Here is a 17218-nt window from a genome sequence, read left to right on the forward strand (position 1 = left end):
CGCCGCACGCCGATGGAATCTTGAGAGAGGCGGTGCAGCAACGGCGCCGGACGGGGTTTATCCCCGCGGCCTTTGCGGTTTTGATAGCGCTTGCTTGCTCGAATCCGGTCCATAGTGATATTCGGGAACCTAGGTTCTAATCGAGGCTATCGGGAAACCCCCGGTCGGTTGGTTCGTACTAGACGAGAGTTTTGCGGACGAAGCTCCGGACAGCGCGTACTTAGTAGGGGGAAGCAGATAACACCGGCGACCTCGCATGTTTCTGGAATCACCATAACGGTTTGGTGCTGTCTTCGCGTTAACTTGGTTCCCCGTAGAAGTACGGGCTGTTGTTGAACGATGCGTTCCATTCAAGGTTTTACCGGGAGGTCGTGCAATGAACGAACAAGCAGCGGGAGGAGAAGTCTTCGTCGTCGACGACGATCCGGCGGTGCGCGAGACACTGTCGATCGTGCTGTCGGCGGCGGGCTATCAGGTGATTTGCTTCGCCGATGGTGAATCGTTGCTTGCTGTCGCGCGCAGCCGCAGCCCGGCCTGCATCCTGCTCGACGTTCACATTCCCGGCCGGTCGGGTCTCGACATTCTGGCGGAGCTGCACGCCGAGGATTACCCGGCGCCGATCTTCATGATCTCGGGCAAAGGCGACATCGCGATGGCCGTCAACGCCATCAAGAACGGCGCGCTCGACTTCATCGAGAAGCCGTTCCGCGGCAAGGAGATCGTGTCACGGGTGGAAGAGGCGATCGAGGCCTTCTCGCGGCGGCGCGATGCCGGGCAGGGCAGCAAGGCGCCGTCCTATAACTTCCCCGGCAAGGAGCCGTTGACGCTGCGCGAGCGCGAAGTGCTCGAGCTGTTCTCGGCCGGTAACACCAACAAGGAAGCCGGCCGCCAGCTCGGGATCAGCCCGCGCACCATCGAGTATCACCGCGCCAACATCATGAAGAAGCTCGGCGCCCGCAATGCCACCGATCTGGTGCGCATCGTGATGACGGCGCCGAAGTAAGCCGAAGACCGGCGGCATCGCACCGCCGGTCTTTCGTCGTCGGGCGGCCGTTACATCGTGCCCGGGAACGCGCCGCCGTCGAGCAGCAGGTTCTGGCCGGTGATGTAGCCGGCGTGGACGCTGCACAGGAACGCACAGGCGGCGCCGAATTCATCAGGCGTGCCGAAGCGTCCCGCCGGGTTTTCGTTCTTCCGCGCTTCCAGGATCTGCTCGGCCGGCTTGCCGGACGCCTTGGCCTGACCGGCCGCGACGCCGCGCAGCCGATCGGTGTCGAACGGGCCGGGCAGCAGCGCATTGATCGTCACGTTGTGACGGACGGTCTTGCGCGACAGGCCGGCGACGAAGCCGGTCAGACCGGAGCGCGCGCCGTTCGACAGGCCGAGCACGTCGATCGGAGCTTTCACGGCGGCCGAGGTGATGTTGACGATGCGGCCGAACTTGCGCTCGATCATCTTGTCGACCGTCGCCTTGATCAGTTCGATCGGCGTCAGCATGTTGGCGTCGAGCGCCTTGATCCAGTCGTCGCGGGTCCAGTTGCGGAAGTCGCCGGGCGGCGGGCCGCCGGCATTGTTGATCAGGATATCCGGCTCCGGGCAGGCCGCCAGCGCGGCGGCGCGGCCTTCCGGCGTGGTGATGTCGCCGGCGACCTCGATGATCTCGACATCGGGATAGGCCTTGCGCAGCTCCGCCGCAGCCTGCGCCAGCGCTTCGGCGCCGCGTGCAGTCATCGTCACATGCACGCCTTCGGCGGCGAGCGCCGCAGCGCAGCCGCGGCCCAGTCCCTTGCTCGATGCGCACACCAGCGCGCGGCGGCCCTTGATTCCCAGATCCACGTTTCACTCCAGCATGGATGACGATGTCGGTGAGGGCGGTACTCTAGCCAAGCGGCTCCGGCATGGTAAGGGGAGGGCAACGCATAACGCATCAACGGGAAACGCGGCATGGATCCACTGTTCGACGTCAGCAACGAAGTCATTCTGGTCACGGGCGCATCGCAGGGTCTGGGGCGGCAATTCGCCCGCGTGCTCGCCGCCCGCGGCGCCGCGATCGTGCTGGCCGCGCGACAGATCGACAAGCTGCAGAGCCTGGAGCAGGAGATCAAGGACAGCGGCGGCCGCGCCGTGGCGGTGCGGATGGATGTCACCGATCTCGGCTCGATGGCCGCCGCGCTCGATCAGGCCGAAGCTGCGCTCGGTCCGATCACCGTGCTGATCAACAATGCCGGCGTCGCCACCGAGAAGCTCGCGATCGACACCAGCGAGGCGGATTGGGACAAGGTGATCGGCGCCAATCTGAAGGGCGCTTACTTCCTCGCCACCGAAGTCGCGCGCCGGATGATCGCGCGGCAGCAGGGCGGCAACATCGTCAACATCGCCTCGGTGCTCGGCCAGAGCGTGCTGAAATTCGTCTCGCCCTACGCGATCTCAAAGGCCGGCATCATTCAGGCCACCAAGGCGATGGCGCTCGAACTCGCCAGCTCGCGCATTCGCGTCAACGCGCTGGCGCCGGGCTACATCGACACCGACATCAATCGCGACCTGTGGTCGACGCCGGCCGGCGAGAAGCTGGTCAAGAGCATCCCGCAGCGCCGCGTCGGCCACGAGTCCGATCTCGACGGCGCCATCCTCCTGCTCGCCTCGAACGCATCGCGCTACATGACCGGCAGCGTGGTGACGGTGGATGGCGGGTTTTTGCTGGGGTAGGCGATTCTTTCACAGCGTGCTCTTTCACACTGTCTCGTTCGTCATTCCGGGATTGCGCCGCGCGCCGGAATGACGACGCAAGAACGGCATCGTGATTCGCCCGCACTCCGTCGATACCAAGCCGTTGGATCGCTCGCTGCATCGCGACTCCTCGCCGCGACAATCGGGCGCGCCTCGCCGGGCTGACTCAGGTGCGCCGTGGCGGTATTCAAGGCTTCAGCATCACGAACGATCTTGATGATCGCGTTTATCGAGCGTGGGCCGCGCGTCTTACAACGATGTGCGATGGTATCATTTGATGCGATGCCCACGTGGCACCGGCAGTCGGTTCGGTACCGTGAAGTACATTGCAGGCGCCAATCGTCGTTCGGCGCAATCGCAATTGTATCTTGCTTGCAACGACTGAAACTTTTTACCGTCGATTGCTTTCGCCTCGCTCTACCGTGACCTAGTAGTTTTACGAGGTCGGTGGAGTTGGAATCTAGTGGCGTACAAGCGAACACGGTCGACTGACATCCAGGTATTGCTGGCAGGCGGCAGTCGGGTCGGTGCACGGAGCATTGCGGCGCTGAGTGCGGCGCTGTTGCGCGCGATCACAGTCATGACGACCCTGACAGTCCCGGCGATGGCTGACGGCGGTGCCGGCGGACAAGGCGGCGACTCCTCCGCCGCCGGTGGGATCGGCGGCTCTGGCTATGTCGGAGCGAGCGGTGGTAGCTCGGGACCGAGCACGACCGCGGGGTCGGGCGGCGGCGGCGGCGGTGCGGCCGGCGGCGGGAGCGGTGGCTCCAGCGGCAATACAGACAGTGTCGGAGGTGCTGCGGGCGGCACCACGCCGGGGCAAGACGGCAGCAATGGCACGATGGCGGCCTCCCCCAGCGGAGGTGGAGGAGGCGCCGGCGGCAACAATGGCAACGTGGCCACTGCTCCCTTCAGCAATGCGGCAAACTCCACCGGCCAAAATGGTGGCAAAGGCGGCAACGGCGGTGCAGGCACAGATTCAGGCTCCACCGGGGGTGGTGGCGGCGGCGGCGGCGCGGGGGGCGTCGGTTTCGTCTTTTCGGACAGCAGTTCCTTCACCAATGGCAATTTTACGATTCAAGGCGGCGCCGGCGGCAATGGCGGTGCCGGGGGATCTGCGGCTGCGGCAAACGGCAATGGCGGCGCGGGCGGAGACGGCGGGACCGGCCTTCTATTGACCTCACCGGGGGCGACGGTCACCAACAGCGGCACCATCAAAGGTGGCAATGGTGGCGCCGCAGGCGCAGCAGGCGCCGGAACGGGCACCGCCGGGGCGGCGGGGGCCGCTGGCGCGGGCGGCACTGGGATCGTCGGCTCCGGCCTGACCATTATCAACTCCGGGTCGATTCAGGGCGGCCTCTCCGGCGACGGAACGCGAGCGAACTCGATTACATTTACGGGCGGCAACAATACGCTGACGTTCATGAACGCGGGGGCGGGCCTTACCGGTGCGATCGGTCTCGCGACCAGCAGCACCACCCTCACGTTCGCACAGTCGACCAACTCGACCCTCGACCAGATGATCACAGGAGCGGGCTCCGTCACAAAGGCGGGCCCTGGCGTGCTGACGCTCACCGGCCTCAACACCTACGCGGGTGGCACCACCATCTCGGCCGGCACACTACAGATCGGCGACGGCGGCACGACCGGATCGATCACTGGCAGGGTGGCTAACAGCAGCGCGCTGTCGTTTAATCGCTCAGATACCTACACGCTCGATGGCGTGATCTCAGGTAGTGGACGTGTGAACCAGCTCGGTCCAGGGACGACGGTCCTCACGGGCAACAACAACTACAGTGGCGGCACCACCATTTCGGCTGGCACGCTGCAGGTCGGCAACGGTGGCACCACCGGAACGATCGGCAGCGGAAACGTCAATAACGCCGGTATTTTGGCGTTCAATCGCTCCAATGCTCTCACCTTCTCAGGTTTGATCTCCGGCGCCGGCGCGGTCGCTCAACTTGGATCCGGCAACCTGACGCTGTCGGGTAATAACACCTATACCGGCGGAACGACGATCAGCAGTGGCACTGTCACAGCCACCACCAGCCGCGCCTTGGGCACCGGCGATGTAAGGATGATGCAGGGCGCGACCTTGGCGCTCCCGTTCAACTCTACCCTCGCCAATAATTTCATCATCAGTGGCACCTCTATTCTCAAGGTGGAGTCTGGCACCACCCAGATTACAGGCGTCCTCTCCGACGGGCCCATCTCAGGGAGCATCGAAAAGACAGGCGGTGGTGTGATTTCCCTCACCGGCAACAACACTTACACGGGGGGGATCACTATCTCGGCCGGCGCGTTGGATATCGGCGCCAATGGCTCCACCGGATCGATCACCGGCGATGTTATCAATAACGGCTCTCTGCGGTTCAAACGTTCGGACGACTACGCTTTTGGCGGCGCCATCTCTGGCACGGGGACAGTCTTCAAGTACGGCGCTGGCGTAACGACCCTGACTGGTGCCAACACTTATACCGGCGGAACCACTATTGGGGCCGGTATGCTGCAGATCGGCGATGGCGGCACGACCGGATCGATCACTGGCAAGGTGACCAACAGGAGCGAGCTGTGGTTCAATCGCTCAGATACCTACACGTTCGGTGGCGCAGTCTCGGGTACGGGAAGTGTGAGCCAGCTCGGTCCAGGGACGACGGTCCTCACGGGCAATAGCACCTACACGGGTGGCACCACCATTTCGGCTGGCACGCTGCAGGTCGGCAACGGTGGCACTACCGGAAGTATAGCCAATAACGTCAGTAACGCCGGCACTTTGGCGTTCAATCGCTCCGATGATGTAACTTTTTCTGGTGTGATCTCCGGCACCGGCGCGGTAGCCCAAATTGGATCCGGCAACCTGACGCTGTCGAGGGCGAACACCTATACTGGCGGAACAACGATCAGCGGCGGCACTGTCACGGTCGGCAACAACAGCGCTTTTGGCGTCGGCGATGTGAAGATGACGCAGGGCGCGACGTTGGCGTTCGGCAATGCCGACTACACCATCGCCAACAATTTTGTGGTCAGCGGCACCTCCATTTTCGATATCCGGACTGGCACCACCCAGACCATTACGGGCGCTGTCTCCGACGGGGACACTGCAGGCATCATCGAAAAGAACGGCGATGGCAAGCTGATCCTAAATGGGCGCAATTCCTTTTCGGGCGGCACTATCATCAACGCCGGAACGCTGCAGCTGGCGAACAGCAACATGCTGTCGGCGACCACCGCGGCGACGGTCGCTTCAGGGACCACTCTCGATCTCGGCGGCTTCGATCAGACGATTGGTTCGTTGGCGGGAGCTGGATCGGTCGCGCTCGGTGCGGCGCTGCTCACGACGGGGGCGGACAACAGCTCGACGAATTTCTCCGGAACGATGTCAGGGACCGGCGGGCTGACCAAGCAGGGGACCGGAAACCTCATTCTCTCCGGCACCAATGATTACACCGGGCCGACGACGATCAATGCCGGCACATTGTCGGTGAACGGGTCGATCGCTTCGGCGGTGACGGCGGCGAGCGGCGGCCGGCTCGGCGGCTCCGGCAGCGTCGGTTCGACCACGATTGCATCCGGCGGGACGCTGGCACCCGGCAATTCGATCGGAACTCTGACGGTCAATGGCGATCTGACCCTCGCGGCCGGCTCGAGCTATGCGGTCGAGGTGTCGCCGACGGCGTCGGATCGCACCAACGTCACGGGGCGTGCCACACTCGCCGGCACCGTGCAGGCGAGCTACGCGACCGGGAGTTACATCTCCAAGCGCTACACCATCGTCAATGCGGGCGGCGGTGTCGCCGGCACATTCGGTGCGCTTGTCGACACCAATCTGCCTGCCAACTTCAGATCGGCGCTGGCCTACGATGCCAACAATGCCTACCTCGATCTGATGCTGGCGTTCGTTCCTCCTACTGCGCCGGACTACGGCAATGGGTTGAGCCGCAATCAACAGCAGGTCGCTGGTGCGCTGGTCAATTCGTTCAACGTCGCCGGTGGAATCCCGACCACGCTGGGCACTTTGAGGCCGGACGGGCTGAGCCAGGCTTCCGGCGAAGCCGGAGCCGCGCTGCAGCAGTCGTTGTTCGGCTCGGCCGATCTGTTCATGCGCAGCGTGTTCAGCAACGCGCTCGACCCGGCGGACGGCTCCGCTGGGCGGGAGTGCGCGGCGCCTGGGTCCCAAGCAGGACCGCGCGACGCGTGCGCGGCGCTGCCTCCCGCGGCCGCCTCGGCGTCGCGCTGGAGCGTCTGGGGCGCGGGATACGGCGGCACGCTGCGCGTCGGTGGCGACGCATCCACCGGCTCGCACGACACCACCAGCCGAGTTGCCGGTGCTGCCGCGGGTGCAAGCTATCAGGTGTCGCCGCAGGCCCGCGTCGGTTTCGCGCTGGGTGGTTCCGGTTCGAGCTTCAGCCTCGCGCAAGGCCTCGGCTCCGGCAGCTCAGACAACTTCAACGCCGCGCTCTACGGGCGCTATCAGCTCGGCCCGTCATATTTGGCGGCGGCGCTCGGCTATGTGTGGCAGGACGCCACTGTCGATCGGACAGTGACGGTTGCCGGCGGGGAGGCGCTGCGCGCCCGGATGCATCCGCAGGCTCTGACGGCGCGGGTCGAGGGCGGTCAGCGCCTGCAGGTCAGCGGCATCGGTGTCACGCCTTATGCGGCGCTGCAGACCACCACAATGTTCCTGCCGACCTTTGGCGAGACCGGAACGAGTGTGTTCGCGCTCGACTACGCCGGGCGCCAGTCGACGGTGACGCGCAGCGAACTCGGGGCTCGCTTCGACGACGAGGTCTTCATCGATGGACGGCCGCTGGCGCTGAGAGCGCGGGCCGCCTGGGCTCACGGCTGGAACACGGACTGGCAGGCGGCGGCCACGTTGCGGCAAATCCCGGCCGCGCAGTTCAACGTCTATGGCGCGGCGCTGCCCGGCGATTCCGTCCAGGTTTCGCTGGGAGCAAGTCTGGGACTCGGTCGCGGCTGGACCGTCTCGGCGGCATTCGACGGTGAGTTCTGGAAGCACGCCGAGAGCTACGCCGGCCGTGCGCTCGTCAGCTACCAGTGGTGACATCGCACACGAAGCTGATCGAGCGACTGCGCGCACGGAGTCTGATGCGCGACGTCCACCTCATCGGGCAGAGGGGCTGAATCCAAAGACGGTCGCTCCGGCGCACCTTGCGGTGCGTCCGGAAGCGTCGGTTTCACGTGACGCGGACGAGGTCAGTTCGCCCGCATCTCCTCGCGAATCATGTCGGCGGCTTTCTCGCCGATCATGATGGTGGGGGCGTTGGTGTTGCCGCCGATCAAAGTCGGCATCACCGAGGCGTCGACGATGCGCAAGGCCCCGATGCCATGCACGTTCAGGCGCGGATCGACTACCGCCGTCGCGTCGCTGCCCATCTTGCAGGTGCCGACCGGATGATAAACCGTGTCGACGCGGGCGCGCAGGATGGCGCGGATGTCGTCGTCGGTGCGGACATTGGCGGTGAACAGATCCTTCTGCTGCAGGGCGCGCAGCGCCGGCGTCTCCATCAGCCGCTGTGTCGTCTTGTAGCCCGCCACCATGGTTTCGAGGTCGTCCGGATCGCCGAAGAAGTTCGGATCGATCCGCGGCGGCGCCAAGGGATCGGCGCTGGCGAGCCCGACGCTGCCGCGGCTCTTCGGCCGCAGCAGACAGAAATGGCAGGAAAATCCCGTGCCCCAGTGCCGCTTGCGGCCGTGATCGTCGACCATCGCCATGCCGAAATGCAGCTGGATATCCGGCACGTCGACGTCGGGACGTGTCTTCAGGAAGCCACCGCATTCGGCGAAGTTGGTGGTCAGCGGTCCGCGGCCCTCACGGCGATATTGACCGATCGTCGACAGCAGCCGGGCGATCCCGGTGAAGCTGGTGCCGGTGAAATACGGGCTGTCCGACTGATAGGCGAAGATGAAGTCCGGGTGATCCTGCAGGTTCTGGCCGACGCCCGGCAGATGGTGCACCACGTCGATGCCGTGCGCCTTCAGCGCGGCGGCATCGCCGATGCCCGACAGCATCAGCAGCTGCGGCGATTGGAAGGCGCCGGACGCGAGGATGACTTCGCGGCGCGCGCGGATCTCGCGGAGCTGATCGTTCTGCCGATACGCGACGCCGACGGCGCGACCGCCTTCGATCAGAATCCGGGTCGCCTGCGCGTCGGTCTCGACCCGCAGATTGCGGCGCGTGCCGATATGCGGATGGACATAGGCCCGCGCGGCGCTCCAGCGTTCGCCATTGTGCTGGGTGAGTTGATACAAGCCGAGGCCTTCCTGCTCCTCGCCGTTGAAATCGTCGCGGATGCGGAATTGCGCCTCGCGCGCCGCCTGCAGGAAGATCTCGTGTGCCGGATTGTCGGTCCGCAGCCGGTTGACGTGCAACGGTCCGCTCTGGCCGTGATAGGCGCCGTTGAAGTCGGAGTTGTTTTCCGAGCGCTTGAAGTACGGCAGCACGTCGGCGTAGGACCAGCCGGCGTTGCCGAGTTCGGCCCAATGGTCGTAGTCCCATTTGTGGCCGCGGATATAGACCATGGCGTTGATCGCCGACGAGCCGCCAAGCCCTTTGCCGCGCGGCTGATAGCCGACGCGGCCGTTGAGGCCGGGCTGCGGCACCGTCTCGAAATGCCAGTTGTTCAGCTTGCTCGGCACCATCAGCGACAGCGCGTAGGGCGTCTTCACCACCCAGTTGTCGGCCGTGCCGCCGGCTTCGAGCAGAGCCACCGACGTGTTGGTGTCTTCCGACAAGCGACCGGCGACGGCGCAGCCGCCGGAGCCGCCGCCGACCACGACGAAATCCACTGTTTCGCTCACGAGCGTTTCCCTCCGCGATGTTGTCTTGTTGATTGCCGCCGGCATCTTCGGCCGTGCGGGTCTTCTCTTGTTACGACATCAGGCGCAGCACCTTCGACAGCCGCGCGATCTTGGCGCCGTAGGGCGGATACAGATCGGCGAACCGGTTGTAGGGCGAGCGATAGAAGATCGGCTTCATCTTGGTGAAGGTGTTGAAGCCCCATTCGCCGTGATACGCGCCGGTGCCCGAGGCACCGACGCCGCCCATCGGCTGGTTGGCCTGGGCGAAATGCACCAGGCAATCATTGATGGTGACGCCGCCCGAGACGGTCCGCTCCAGCACTTGGTCGCGCGCGGCGTCGTCGGTGCCGAACCAATACAGCGCCAGCGGCCGGTCGCGGCCGTTGATGAAATTGATCGGCTCGGTCGGCTCGCTGTAACCGAGGATCGGCAGCAGCGGACCGAAGATCTCCTCCTGCATGATCTTCATCTCGGGCGTTGCGCCGAGCACGAGGGTCGGCGGGAATTTGCGCTTGCCCGCCCACGCGGCATCGTCGGCCGAGGCGGGCTGCAGCAGCCGCGCGCCGCGTGCGACAGCATCGTCGACCAGGCTCTTCAGCCGCGCGTAGTGATGCTCGGCGATGATCGAGGTGTAGTCCGGATTGGCCGGGTCGGTGCCCCACATCTGTTGCATCGCGCCCCAGATCTTGCCGGCGAGGGCTTCGACTCTGTCCTGCGGGGCGAGCACGTAGTCGGGCGCGATGCAGGTCTGGCCGGCGTTCATCAGCTTGGCGTAGGCGATCCGCGGTGCCACCTCGTCGAGATCGGCCGACCGGTCGACGATGGTCGGCGATTTGCCGCCGAGTTCGAGTGTGACCGGGGTGAGGTTCTTTCCAGCTTCAGCGGCGACGATGCGGCCGACGCGGGTCGAGCCGGTGAACATCAGGTGGTCGAACGGCAGTCGCGCGAAGGCCTCGGCGACGCCGGCCTCGATCCCGGTCACCATCATCTCGCTGGCATCGAACTTGGCCGCGACCGTCTCCTGCAGCAGTGCGGCAAAGTGCGGCGACAATTCGCTCGGCTTGATCATCACCCGGTTGCCGGCGGCGATCGCGCCGATCGCAGGCGCGACGGTGAGCTGCAGCGGATAATTCCACGGCGCAATCACCCCGACCACGCCGAGCGGTTGCGGCAGCAGCCGGTTCTTGCCCGGCAGGAACTGGAGCTGGGTCGACACCTTGCGCGGCGCCATCCAGCGCTTGAGATGCCGCGAGGTATGCTTGATGTCGCCGAGCAGGCTGAGCGTCTCGGCGATCAGCGTTTCGGTCGAGCTGCGGTGACCGAAATCGGCGGAGATCGCCTGCTCGAATCGTTTTTCGTTGTCCTTGATCAGCGCGCGCAGCCTGGCGAGCCAGTCCTGACGCTGCTCCAGCGTCGGCGGCGGTTCGGCGCGCGAGATCTCGAACATGCGATGAAAGCTGTCGTGGAGCGCATTGCCCCCGAAACCGCCGATTGGCTGGTCCATCTTTCGCTCCCTGCGATGCCCGTTTGGTTGGAGAATGGGCTGATTTTCGCGAAGTCTCGCAGGGGAAGAGGATTCCGGCAACCACACCGGGTTCCGTCCGTCATATAATCTTGAAAATCTTCGCCCAAATCCTCCGTTGGGGCTTTCCAAATCCCCCTGGCATTGGTAGACACCCCTCGCGCCCCGGGCATTCGCCCCGGGCACCTTCTCAGGAAGCTTCCGGGAGGATCGATCAGCGCCTTTGGGCGTTGATGGTCATCGGTTTTCTGAAAAGCCGCGCAAAGGTTTAACGCGGGGTGGAGCAGCCCGGTAGCTCGTCAGGCTCATAACCTGAAGGTCATAGGTTCAAATCCTATCCCCGCAACCAAATCTCGATCGTCAGATCAGTGATTAAGCCCGCCTCTGGCGGGCTTTTTCGTGTCTCGTGACTGTTTTCGACCGCGCACAGGAGATCGGCCCCTGCGGCGATAGCCCATCATGGGTCCGCGCAGCAGCCAACACCGGCGATCGGCCAAAAGATCGGCCAAATCCGCTCGAAGGCTTTGCAGAAGTTGGCGAGGCTGAAGCCGACCTGGGATCGCTAGGTGACTGCGTTTGCGAACGCGCCGCGCCCGCTGTCGGAAGCGGACGATCGCGACGGGTTCGATTGCGGACGAGAGTCGTTGAACGCTTGGTTTCGTCGGCACGCGTGGGCGAACCACGTCAGCGGGGCGTCGCGGGTGAACGTCATGACCGACCCGAAATCACACCGGATCATCGGCTATGTGACGCTGAGCGCCTGTCAGATCGAACGGGCCTATCTGCCGAAGCCGCAGCAAAGCAACCAGCCGGATCCGGTCCCGGTTTTGCTGCTGGGCCAGCTTGCGGTGGACAAGGCTTATCAAGGTCGGGGGCACGCCGCCTCATTACTGCAGTTTGCGTTGAAGTCGGCGCTGCGCGCCGCTGAGATCGTGGGATGTGTCGGTGTGGTCACCCATCCGCTCGACGACGGCGTCCGATGATCATTCGGATGTCTGAACTGGAACAACATTTCGGTGTCGCGATCGGATGAGCACCTTCCTCCATCGTCTCCCGGCTTGATCCTCCCGCTCCCGATCTGATCTAACGGACACGACCTCGGCCGCCAGCGGGCGCTGCGCTTGCACCGCTGGTGGTGAACCGGACATCTGACGTGAAATCGCTCGGCATCATCTTTCTGTTGGCTTTGGCTGTGTTCGCCTATGGTCTCTATTCGGACATCGCGCTGACGCGCTGTGCGCGCGGGACGATCACGGCTGCGCTCGGCCTGTGCTCGGGCAGCGACTGACCTCGGCCGTTCGCAACCGATCGGGTTTGCGGACGTAACTCATCGTCACCAATCGAGCAGGGCCGGGCGGCATGAGCGCGGGCGATAGCGGCGGATTCTATCAGAGTGTCGCAGTGTTTCGCGGCTTCCGCAGCCTGATGGATCCTGCTCTCTACGCGCCGCTGCCGGACGATTGGACCATCGGCGTCGCCGACATCGTCGATTCCACCCGCGCGATCGCCGAGCAGCGCTACAAGTCGGTCAACATGGCCGGCGCGGCCGTGATCGCGGCGGTGACCAACGCGCTTCAAGGGCGCGAATTTCCGTTCGTGTTCGGCGGCGACGGCGCCGGCTTCGCGGTGGCGCCGGCCGATCTGGCGGCCGCCCGCGATGCGCTGGCGGCGACGGCGGCCTGGGTTCGCGACGAGCTCGGCCTGACGATGCGGATCGCGCTGGTGCCGGTCGCTGCGATCCGCGCCAAGGGACTCGAGGTTCGCGTCGCCCGGTTCGCGCCTTCGCCGCACGTCAGCTACGCGATGTTCGCCGGCGGCGGTCTCGGCTGGGCCGAAGCGGCGATGAAGCGCGGCGAGTTCTCGATTCCGCCGGCGCCGCCTGGCACCGCGCCGGACCTCTCCGGCCTGTCGTGCCGGTTCGAGGAAATGCCGGCCCGGCGCGGCGTGATCCTGTCGGTGCTGATCATGCCGACGGCGCAGGCCGATCCAGCGGCATTCCGCATTTTGATCGAAGACATCGTGTCGCTGATCGAGCGCAGCCCGGAGGCGGGCAGGCCGGTGCCGAGTGAGGGCCCGCGGCTACGCTGGCCGCCGCAGGGCTTCGACCTCGAAGCGCGCGCCGAGCGCGGCGGATCGCTGACGCTGCGCCGCGCGGCGCTGCTGGTTCAGACGCTGTTCAGCTATCTGATCATGCGGCTCGGCATCACCGTGCGCGGTTTCGTGCCGCGCGCTTACTTGACCGAGCTGGTCGAGAATTCAGACTTCCGTAAATACGACGACGGACTGCGCATGGTGGTCGACTGCGCGCCGGAGCTCGCCGACGCGCTGGAGCAGAAGCTGGCCACCGCGGCGGCCGCAGGCGTGGCGCGCTACGGCGTGTCGCGGCAGCAGTCGGCGATGGTGACGTGTTTTACGCCGTCGGTGACGCGCAGCGATCACGTCCACTTCATCGACGGGGCGGGCGGGGGCTATGCGTCCGCCGCCCTGGCTTTGAAGGCGATGCCCGATAGGGCGGTCGCTTAGCGCGTCAGCGTCCAGGTTTCGCCGCCGCACAGGGTGCCGACGCAGCCCTCGACCCGCAGGCTGGTCGGGCCGGTGTGCGAGATGCTGCTCTCATAGGTCTTGCCGTCGTCGGCATTGTAGATGTGGCCGGACCATTTGCCCTGCGACACCGGGCGCATGTCGCCGAAGATCTGCAGGCCGATGATCGGCCGCGAGGCGAGCTGCGGATCGGCGTTCTTGTCGTCGACCTGCGGCTTGCCGGTATTCGGGTCGATCGGCGTCTTCAGCCAGACGATGCTACCGCACAGCGCGTTGCCGCAGCTCTTGATCCGGACCTTGGCGTCGCCGGCCTGGGTCAACCAGGTGCCCTGCGGACCGGCCGATTGGGCGATCGCCCCTGTGGGCGACAGCACGAGGGCAACCAGGGCAGCAACGACAAAACCAGACCGAACGGCCATTCCATACCTCCAAACGATACTCGCGGGAGCCGCGAACAGCATTCAGAAGCAGTGCGGCGGGCGGTTGGATAGCAGAGCGGCCGATTCGTGCAATCGTATGACCCTTGCCGCACGCTGGGGATAATTCCGATTCATTTGACCCAGCGTGTCAGATAGATCGCCGCGGCGCTGCCGAGGCCGTACACCACCATCGCCACCGCCACCATCGCGAACATTGCCGACGCCGGCGCCCCGAAGGCGACCAGCGCCCATCCGCCGAGGGCCACCAGCACAAGCCGTCCGGTCGCGGCGAGCACCGGCCCGCCAACCTTGGCGGCGCCCTGGCTGGCGAAATACAGCGTGACGCCGAGGCCGAAGAAGCCGAAGCCCGGGCCGGCGAGGCGGAAGTACGTATGCGCGGCGGCGGTGACGGCCGGATCGGCGGTGAACAACGACACCCAGAGCGCCGGCCAGATCGCCAGCACGGCGCCGACCAGTCCGACGATCACCGCGGATACTACGCCGGCCGTCCACGCCACCCGCCGCGCCCGGGCGATATCACCGGCGCCGATCGCCATCCCGACCATCGGGATCGAGGCGACGCCGACCGCGAACGCGATCGGGATCAGCAGGAATTCCAATCGCGAGCCGATGCCATAGCCGGCGAGCGTGGTGGTGCCGTAGCTCGCCAGCACCTTGGTGAAGATCAGAATCGTCAGCACCGACTGCAGCGGAGCAAGACAGGCGAGTGCACCGACCTTGAGGATGTCGATGAAGATCGGACGCTGCAGACGAAACGACGGCAGTTGCAGCCGCAGCCGGCTGCGGCCGCTGGCGAGATAGATCAGCAGGAACAGCGCGCCGATGGTGAAGGCGACCGCTTGGCCGGAGGCGACGCCCGGCATGCCGAGCCGCGGCATTCCGAATAGGCCGAGTCCGAGCGCGCCGCCGATCACCACCTGCAAGGCCGCGACACCGAGGAGGGCGCCGGCCGGCAGGATCATGTCGCCAGTGCCGCGCAAGATCGAGGCGAGGGTGTTCACCAGCCAGATCGACACGGCACCCGAGAACAGGACGACCGAGTAGCTGCAGGCCTGCTCCAGTACGTCACCGCGCCCGCCCAGCAGCGCAAACAGGGACCGGCCGAACAGCAGCATCACCAGCGTGAACAGCAGCCCGCCGCCGATCCCGATCAGAATCGCGTGGAGCGCCAGAACGCCCGCCCGGTGTGTATCACCGGCGCCGAGGGCGCGGCTGATCGCCGATGATACGCCCCCGCCCATGGCGCCGGCCGACATCATCTGCGTCAACATCGCGAACGGAAACACCAGGGCGATCGCCGCCAACGGCTCGGTGCCGAGCCGGCCAATATACGACGTCTCGGCCACCGCCACCAATGCTGTGCCGACCATCGCGATGGTGTTGGGGATCGCCAGCCGCACCAGCGTCGGCAGGATCGGGGCGGTCAGCAGCCGGTTCGGCGGCGGTGCGGGCAGCGGCGTGTCGGCGGGTGCCTCGATGGTCATATGGTCGCTCCCCGGACGCCGCCTCGCGATTGACGGCGGTCTTTTGTATGATGATTAACATACAATAAGCGCAAGGCGTTGTCCGGCACAAGCGGCGGGGCATTGCAGGACACGCGGGCGCGACGGCGTTTCGTGCAGGGCTCCCGGGGCGACTGGCCACGCGGCGGCACCCCTGCATTCGGCGCAGAACCAGAATACCGTCGGGATGGATGGTCAAATCTCCCAAACCAGGGCATGAAGAAAGACAAATATTCTCCGGGAGAGGAAACCGCCTATGAAGGCAGCTCAGCTCAGCGCGTTTCAGCGCTGGTCGATCCTGATCGGCGCGTCGGTGCTGCTCAGCCTCGCCATGGGCATGCGGCAAAGTTTCGGGCTGTTTCAGCCCTCGGTGATCCGCGATGTCGGTATCACCAGCGCCGACTTCTCCTTTGCCACAGCGCTGCAGAACATCATCTGGGGCGTCACGCAGCCGATGGTGGGACTGATCGCCGACCGCTACGGCACCCGCTGGGTGATGGCGGGCGGTGTGATCGTCTATGCGGCCGGTCTCGTTCTGATGATGGTTGCGGACTCGGCGCTGATGTTCACGTTGGGTTGTGGTGTCTGTGTCGGCATTGCGCTTTCGTGCACCGCCTCCAGCATGACCATGACGGTGACCTCGCGCACGGTGTCGCCGGCCAAGCGCAGCGTCGCGATGGGCGCGGTCTCGGCGGCCGGGTCGCTCGGCCTGGTGCTGGCCTCGCCGCTGGCGCAGACGCTGATCTCGACCGCCGGCTGGCAGATGGCGCTGATCGGATTTCTCGGCCTTGCCGCGGCGATGCTGCCGTCGGCGCTGTTCGCCGGCCGTGCCGACAAGCTCGACATCGACAAGTCGGACGACGTGCAGCAGTCGGCCGGCGAGGTGGTACAGACCGCGCTCGGCCATTCCGGCTTCCTGGTGATGGCGATCGCGTTCTTCGTCTGCGGTCTGCAGCTCGTGTTCATCACCACGCATCTGCCGAACTATCTGGCGATCTGCGGCCTTGATCCGTCCCTCGGCGCATCGGCGCTGGCGGTGATCGGGCTGTTCAACGTGTTCGGCTCGTATGCGTTCGGCTGGCTCGGCGGCAAGTTTCCGAAGCAGTATTTGCTCGGCGGCATCTACATCGTGCGGTCGTTGACGGTCGCGGCGTATTTCTATTTCCCGGCGTCAGCGACCTCGACGATCGTGTTCGCCGCGATCATGGGATCGTTGTGGCTCGGGGTGATTCCGCTGGTGAACGGTCTGGTCGCGCAGTTGTTCGGCCTGCGCTACATGGCGACGCTGACCGGCATCGCCTTTCTCAGCCATCAGGTCGGCTCGTTCCTCGGGGCCTGGGGCGGCGGCGTGATCTACGACCATCTCGGCAGCTATGATCGCGCCTGGCAGGCTGCGGTGCTGATCGGCCTGATCGCCGGTTGTGCCCAGATGCTGATGAACGTTCGGCCGCCACGACGCCGGGACGAATTGGCTGTGCCTGCCACCGCCTGATCGGCGCGAGCAGGGGGCGGCCGGGCCTCAACGGTACGATCCTGCGCTAGCGGTAAGGCGTTCATGTTACAGCGGTATTCGCTTCGGTCGAACCGCTGCGACATGCTGTTGCAAGTTAGAATAGATATTGGGTCCCGCCGGGGAACCTTTTATAAGGGTTCCCGTTAAAGACGAC

12 protein-coding genes and 1 tRNA gene are annotated in these 17218 nt (G+C 65.3%); 8 read left to right on the forward strand and 5 right to left on the reverse strand.

Annotation, left to right across the window (positions count from 1 at the left end; translation table 11 throughout):
• Positions 1-376: 376 nt before the first annotated feature.
• Positions 377-1003, forward strand: a complete 627-nt coding sequence (locus tag HZF03_RS08275; RefSeq protein WP_011157239.1) for a response regulator transcription factor — start codon at positions 377-379, stop codon at positions 1001-1003.
• A gap of 50 nt (positions 1004-1053) precedes the next feature.
• On the opposite strand, the gene HZF03_RS08280 is transcribed toward HZF03_RS08275, so the two are convergent.
• The gene (locus HZF03_RS08280) at positions 1054-1836 is read right to left on the reverse strand and encodes an SDR family oxidoreductase (protein ID WP_012495252.1); all 783 of its coding nucleotides are present in this window, start codon (positions 1834-1836) and stop codon (positions 1054-1056) included.
• Positions 1837-1944: 108 nt separating this feature from the next.
• On the opposite strand from HZF03_RS08280, the gene HZF03_RS08285 reads away from it, so the two are divergent.
• Positions 1945-2706 (forward strand): glucose 1-dehydrogenase, encoded by a 762-nt coding sequence (locus HZF03_RS08285; protein ID WP_012495253.1) that lies wholly within the window; start codon positions 1945-1947, stop codon positions 2704-2706.
• Positions 2707-3307: 601 nt separating this feature from the next.
• Positions 3308-7789 carry an autotransporter-associated beta strand repeat-containing protein gene (locus HZF03_RS08290; protein ID WP_234832281.1) on the forward strand — a complete coding sequence of 1494 codons (4482 nt, stop codon included), beginning with the start codon at positions 3308-3310 and terminating at the stop codon, positions 7787-7789.
• A gap of 152 nt (positions 7790-7941) precedes the next feature.
• Here HZF03_RS08290 and HZF03_RS08295 read toward each other — a convergent pair whose 3' ends face one another.
• Together HZF03_RS08295 and HZF03_RS08300 are read right to left on the reverse strand one after the other, a co-directional pair.
• Positions 7942-9546: a GMC family oxidoreductase gene (locus HZF03_RS08295; protein ID WP_119019120.1), complete on the reverse strand. Its 1605-nt coding sequence runs from the start codon at positions 9544-9546 to the stop codon at positions 7942-7944.
• A gap of 70 nt (positions 9547-9616) precedes the next feature.
• On the reverse strand, positions 9617-11050 hold the full coding sequence (locus HZF03_RS08300) for a coniferyl aldehyde dehydrogenase (RefSeq protein ID WP_119019121.1): 1434 nt from the start codon (positions 11048-11050) through the stop codon (positions 9617-9619).
• Between the two features lie 290 nt (positions 11051-11340).
• Here HZF03_RS08300 and HZF03_RS08305 point away from each other — a divergent pair.
• From HZF03_RS08305 to HZF03_RS08315, 4 genes are all read left to right on the forward strand, one after another.
• Positions 11341-11417, forward strand: a tRNA-Met gene (locus HZF03_RS08305).
• 361 nt (positions 11418-11778) lie between these two features.
• Positions 11779-12051: a GNAT family N-acetyltransferase gene (locus HZF03_RS24440; protein WP_234832282.1), complete on the forward strand. Its 273-nt coding sequence runs from the start codon at positions 11779-11781 to the stop codon at positions 12049-12051.
• 170 nt (positions 12052-12221) lie between these two features.
• The gene (locus HZF03_RS24530; RefSeq protein ID WP_012495256.1) at positions 12222-12356 is read left to right on the forward strand and encodes a hypothetical protein; all 135 of its coding nucleotides are present in this window, start codon (positions 12222-12224) and stop codon (positions 12354-12356) included.
• 71 nt (positions 12357-12427) lie between these two features.
• On the forward strand, positions 12428-13591 hold the full coding sequence (locus HZF03_RS08315; protein WP_011157246.1) for a DUF3095 domain-containing protein: 1164 nt from the start codon (positions 12428-12430) through the stop codon (positions 13589-13591).
• Here the strand turns inward: HZF03_RS08315 and HZF03_RS08320 are convergent.
• Together HZF03_RS08320 and HZF03_RS08325 are read right to left on the reverse strand one after the other, a co-directional pair.
• The gene (locus HZF03_RS08320) at positions 13588-14028 is read right to left on the reverse strand and encodes a DUF2147 domain-containing protein (protein WP_119019122.1); all 441 of its coding nucleotides are present in this window, start codon (positions 14026-14028) and stop codon (positions 13588-13590) included. The two genes, HZF03_RS08315 and HZF03_RS08320, sit on opposite strands and share 4 nt — an antisense overlap.
• Positions 14029-14159: 131 nt before the next feature.
• On the reverse strand, positions 14160-15533 hold the full coding sequence (locus HZF03_RS08325) for an MATE family efflux transporter (protein WP_119019123.1): 1374 nt from the start codon (positions 15531-15533) through the stop codon (positions 14160-14162).
• A 274-nt stretch (positions 15534-15807) separates the two neighbouring features.
• On the opposite strand from HZF03_RS08325, the gene HZF03_RS08330 reads away from it, so the two are divergent.
• On the forward strand, positions 15808-17043 hold the full coding sequence (locus tag HZF03_RS08330; protein ID WP_011157249.1) for an MFS transporter: 1236 nt from the start codon (positions 15808-15810) through the stop codon (positions 17041-17043).
• Positions 17044-17218: the final 175 nt, after the last annotated feature.

This window comes from Rhodopseudomonas palustris (genome assembly GCF_013415845.1).
Taxonomy (GTDB): domain Bacteria; phylum Pseudomonadota; class Alphaproteobacteria; order Rhizobiales; family Xanthobacteraceae; genus Rhodopseudomonas; species Rhodopseudomonas palustris_F.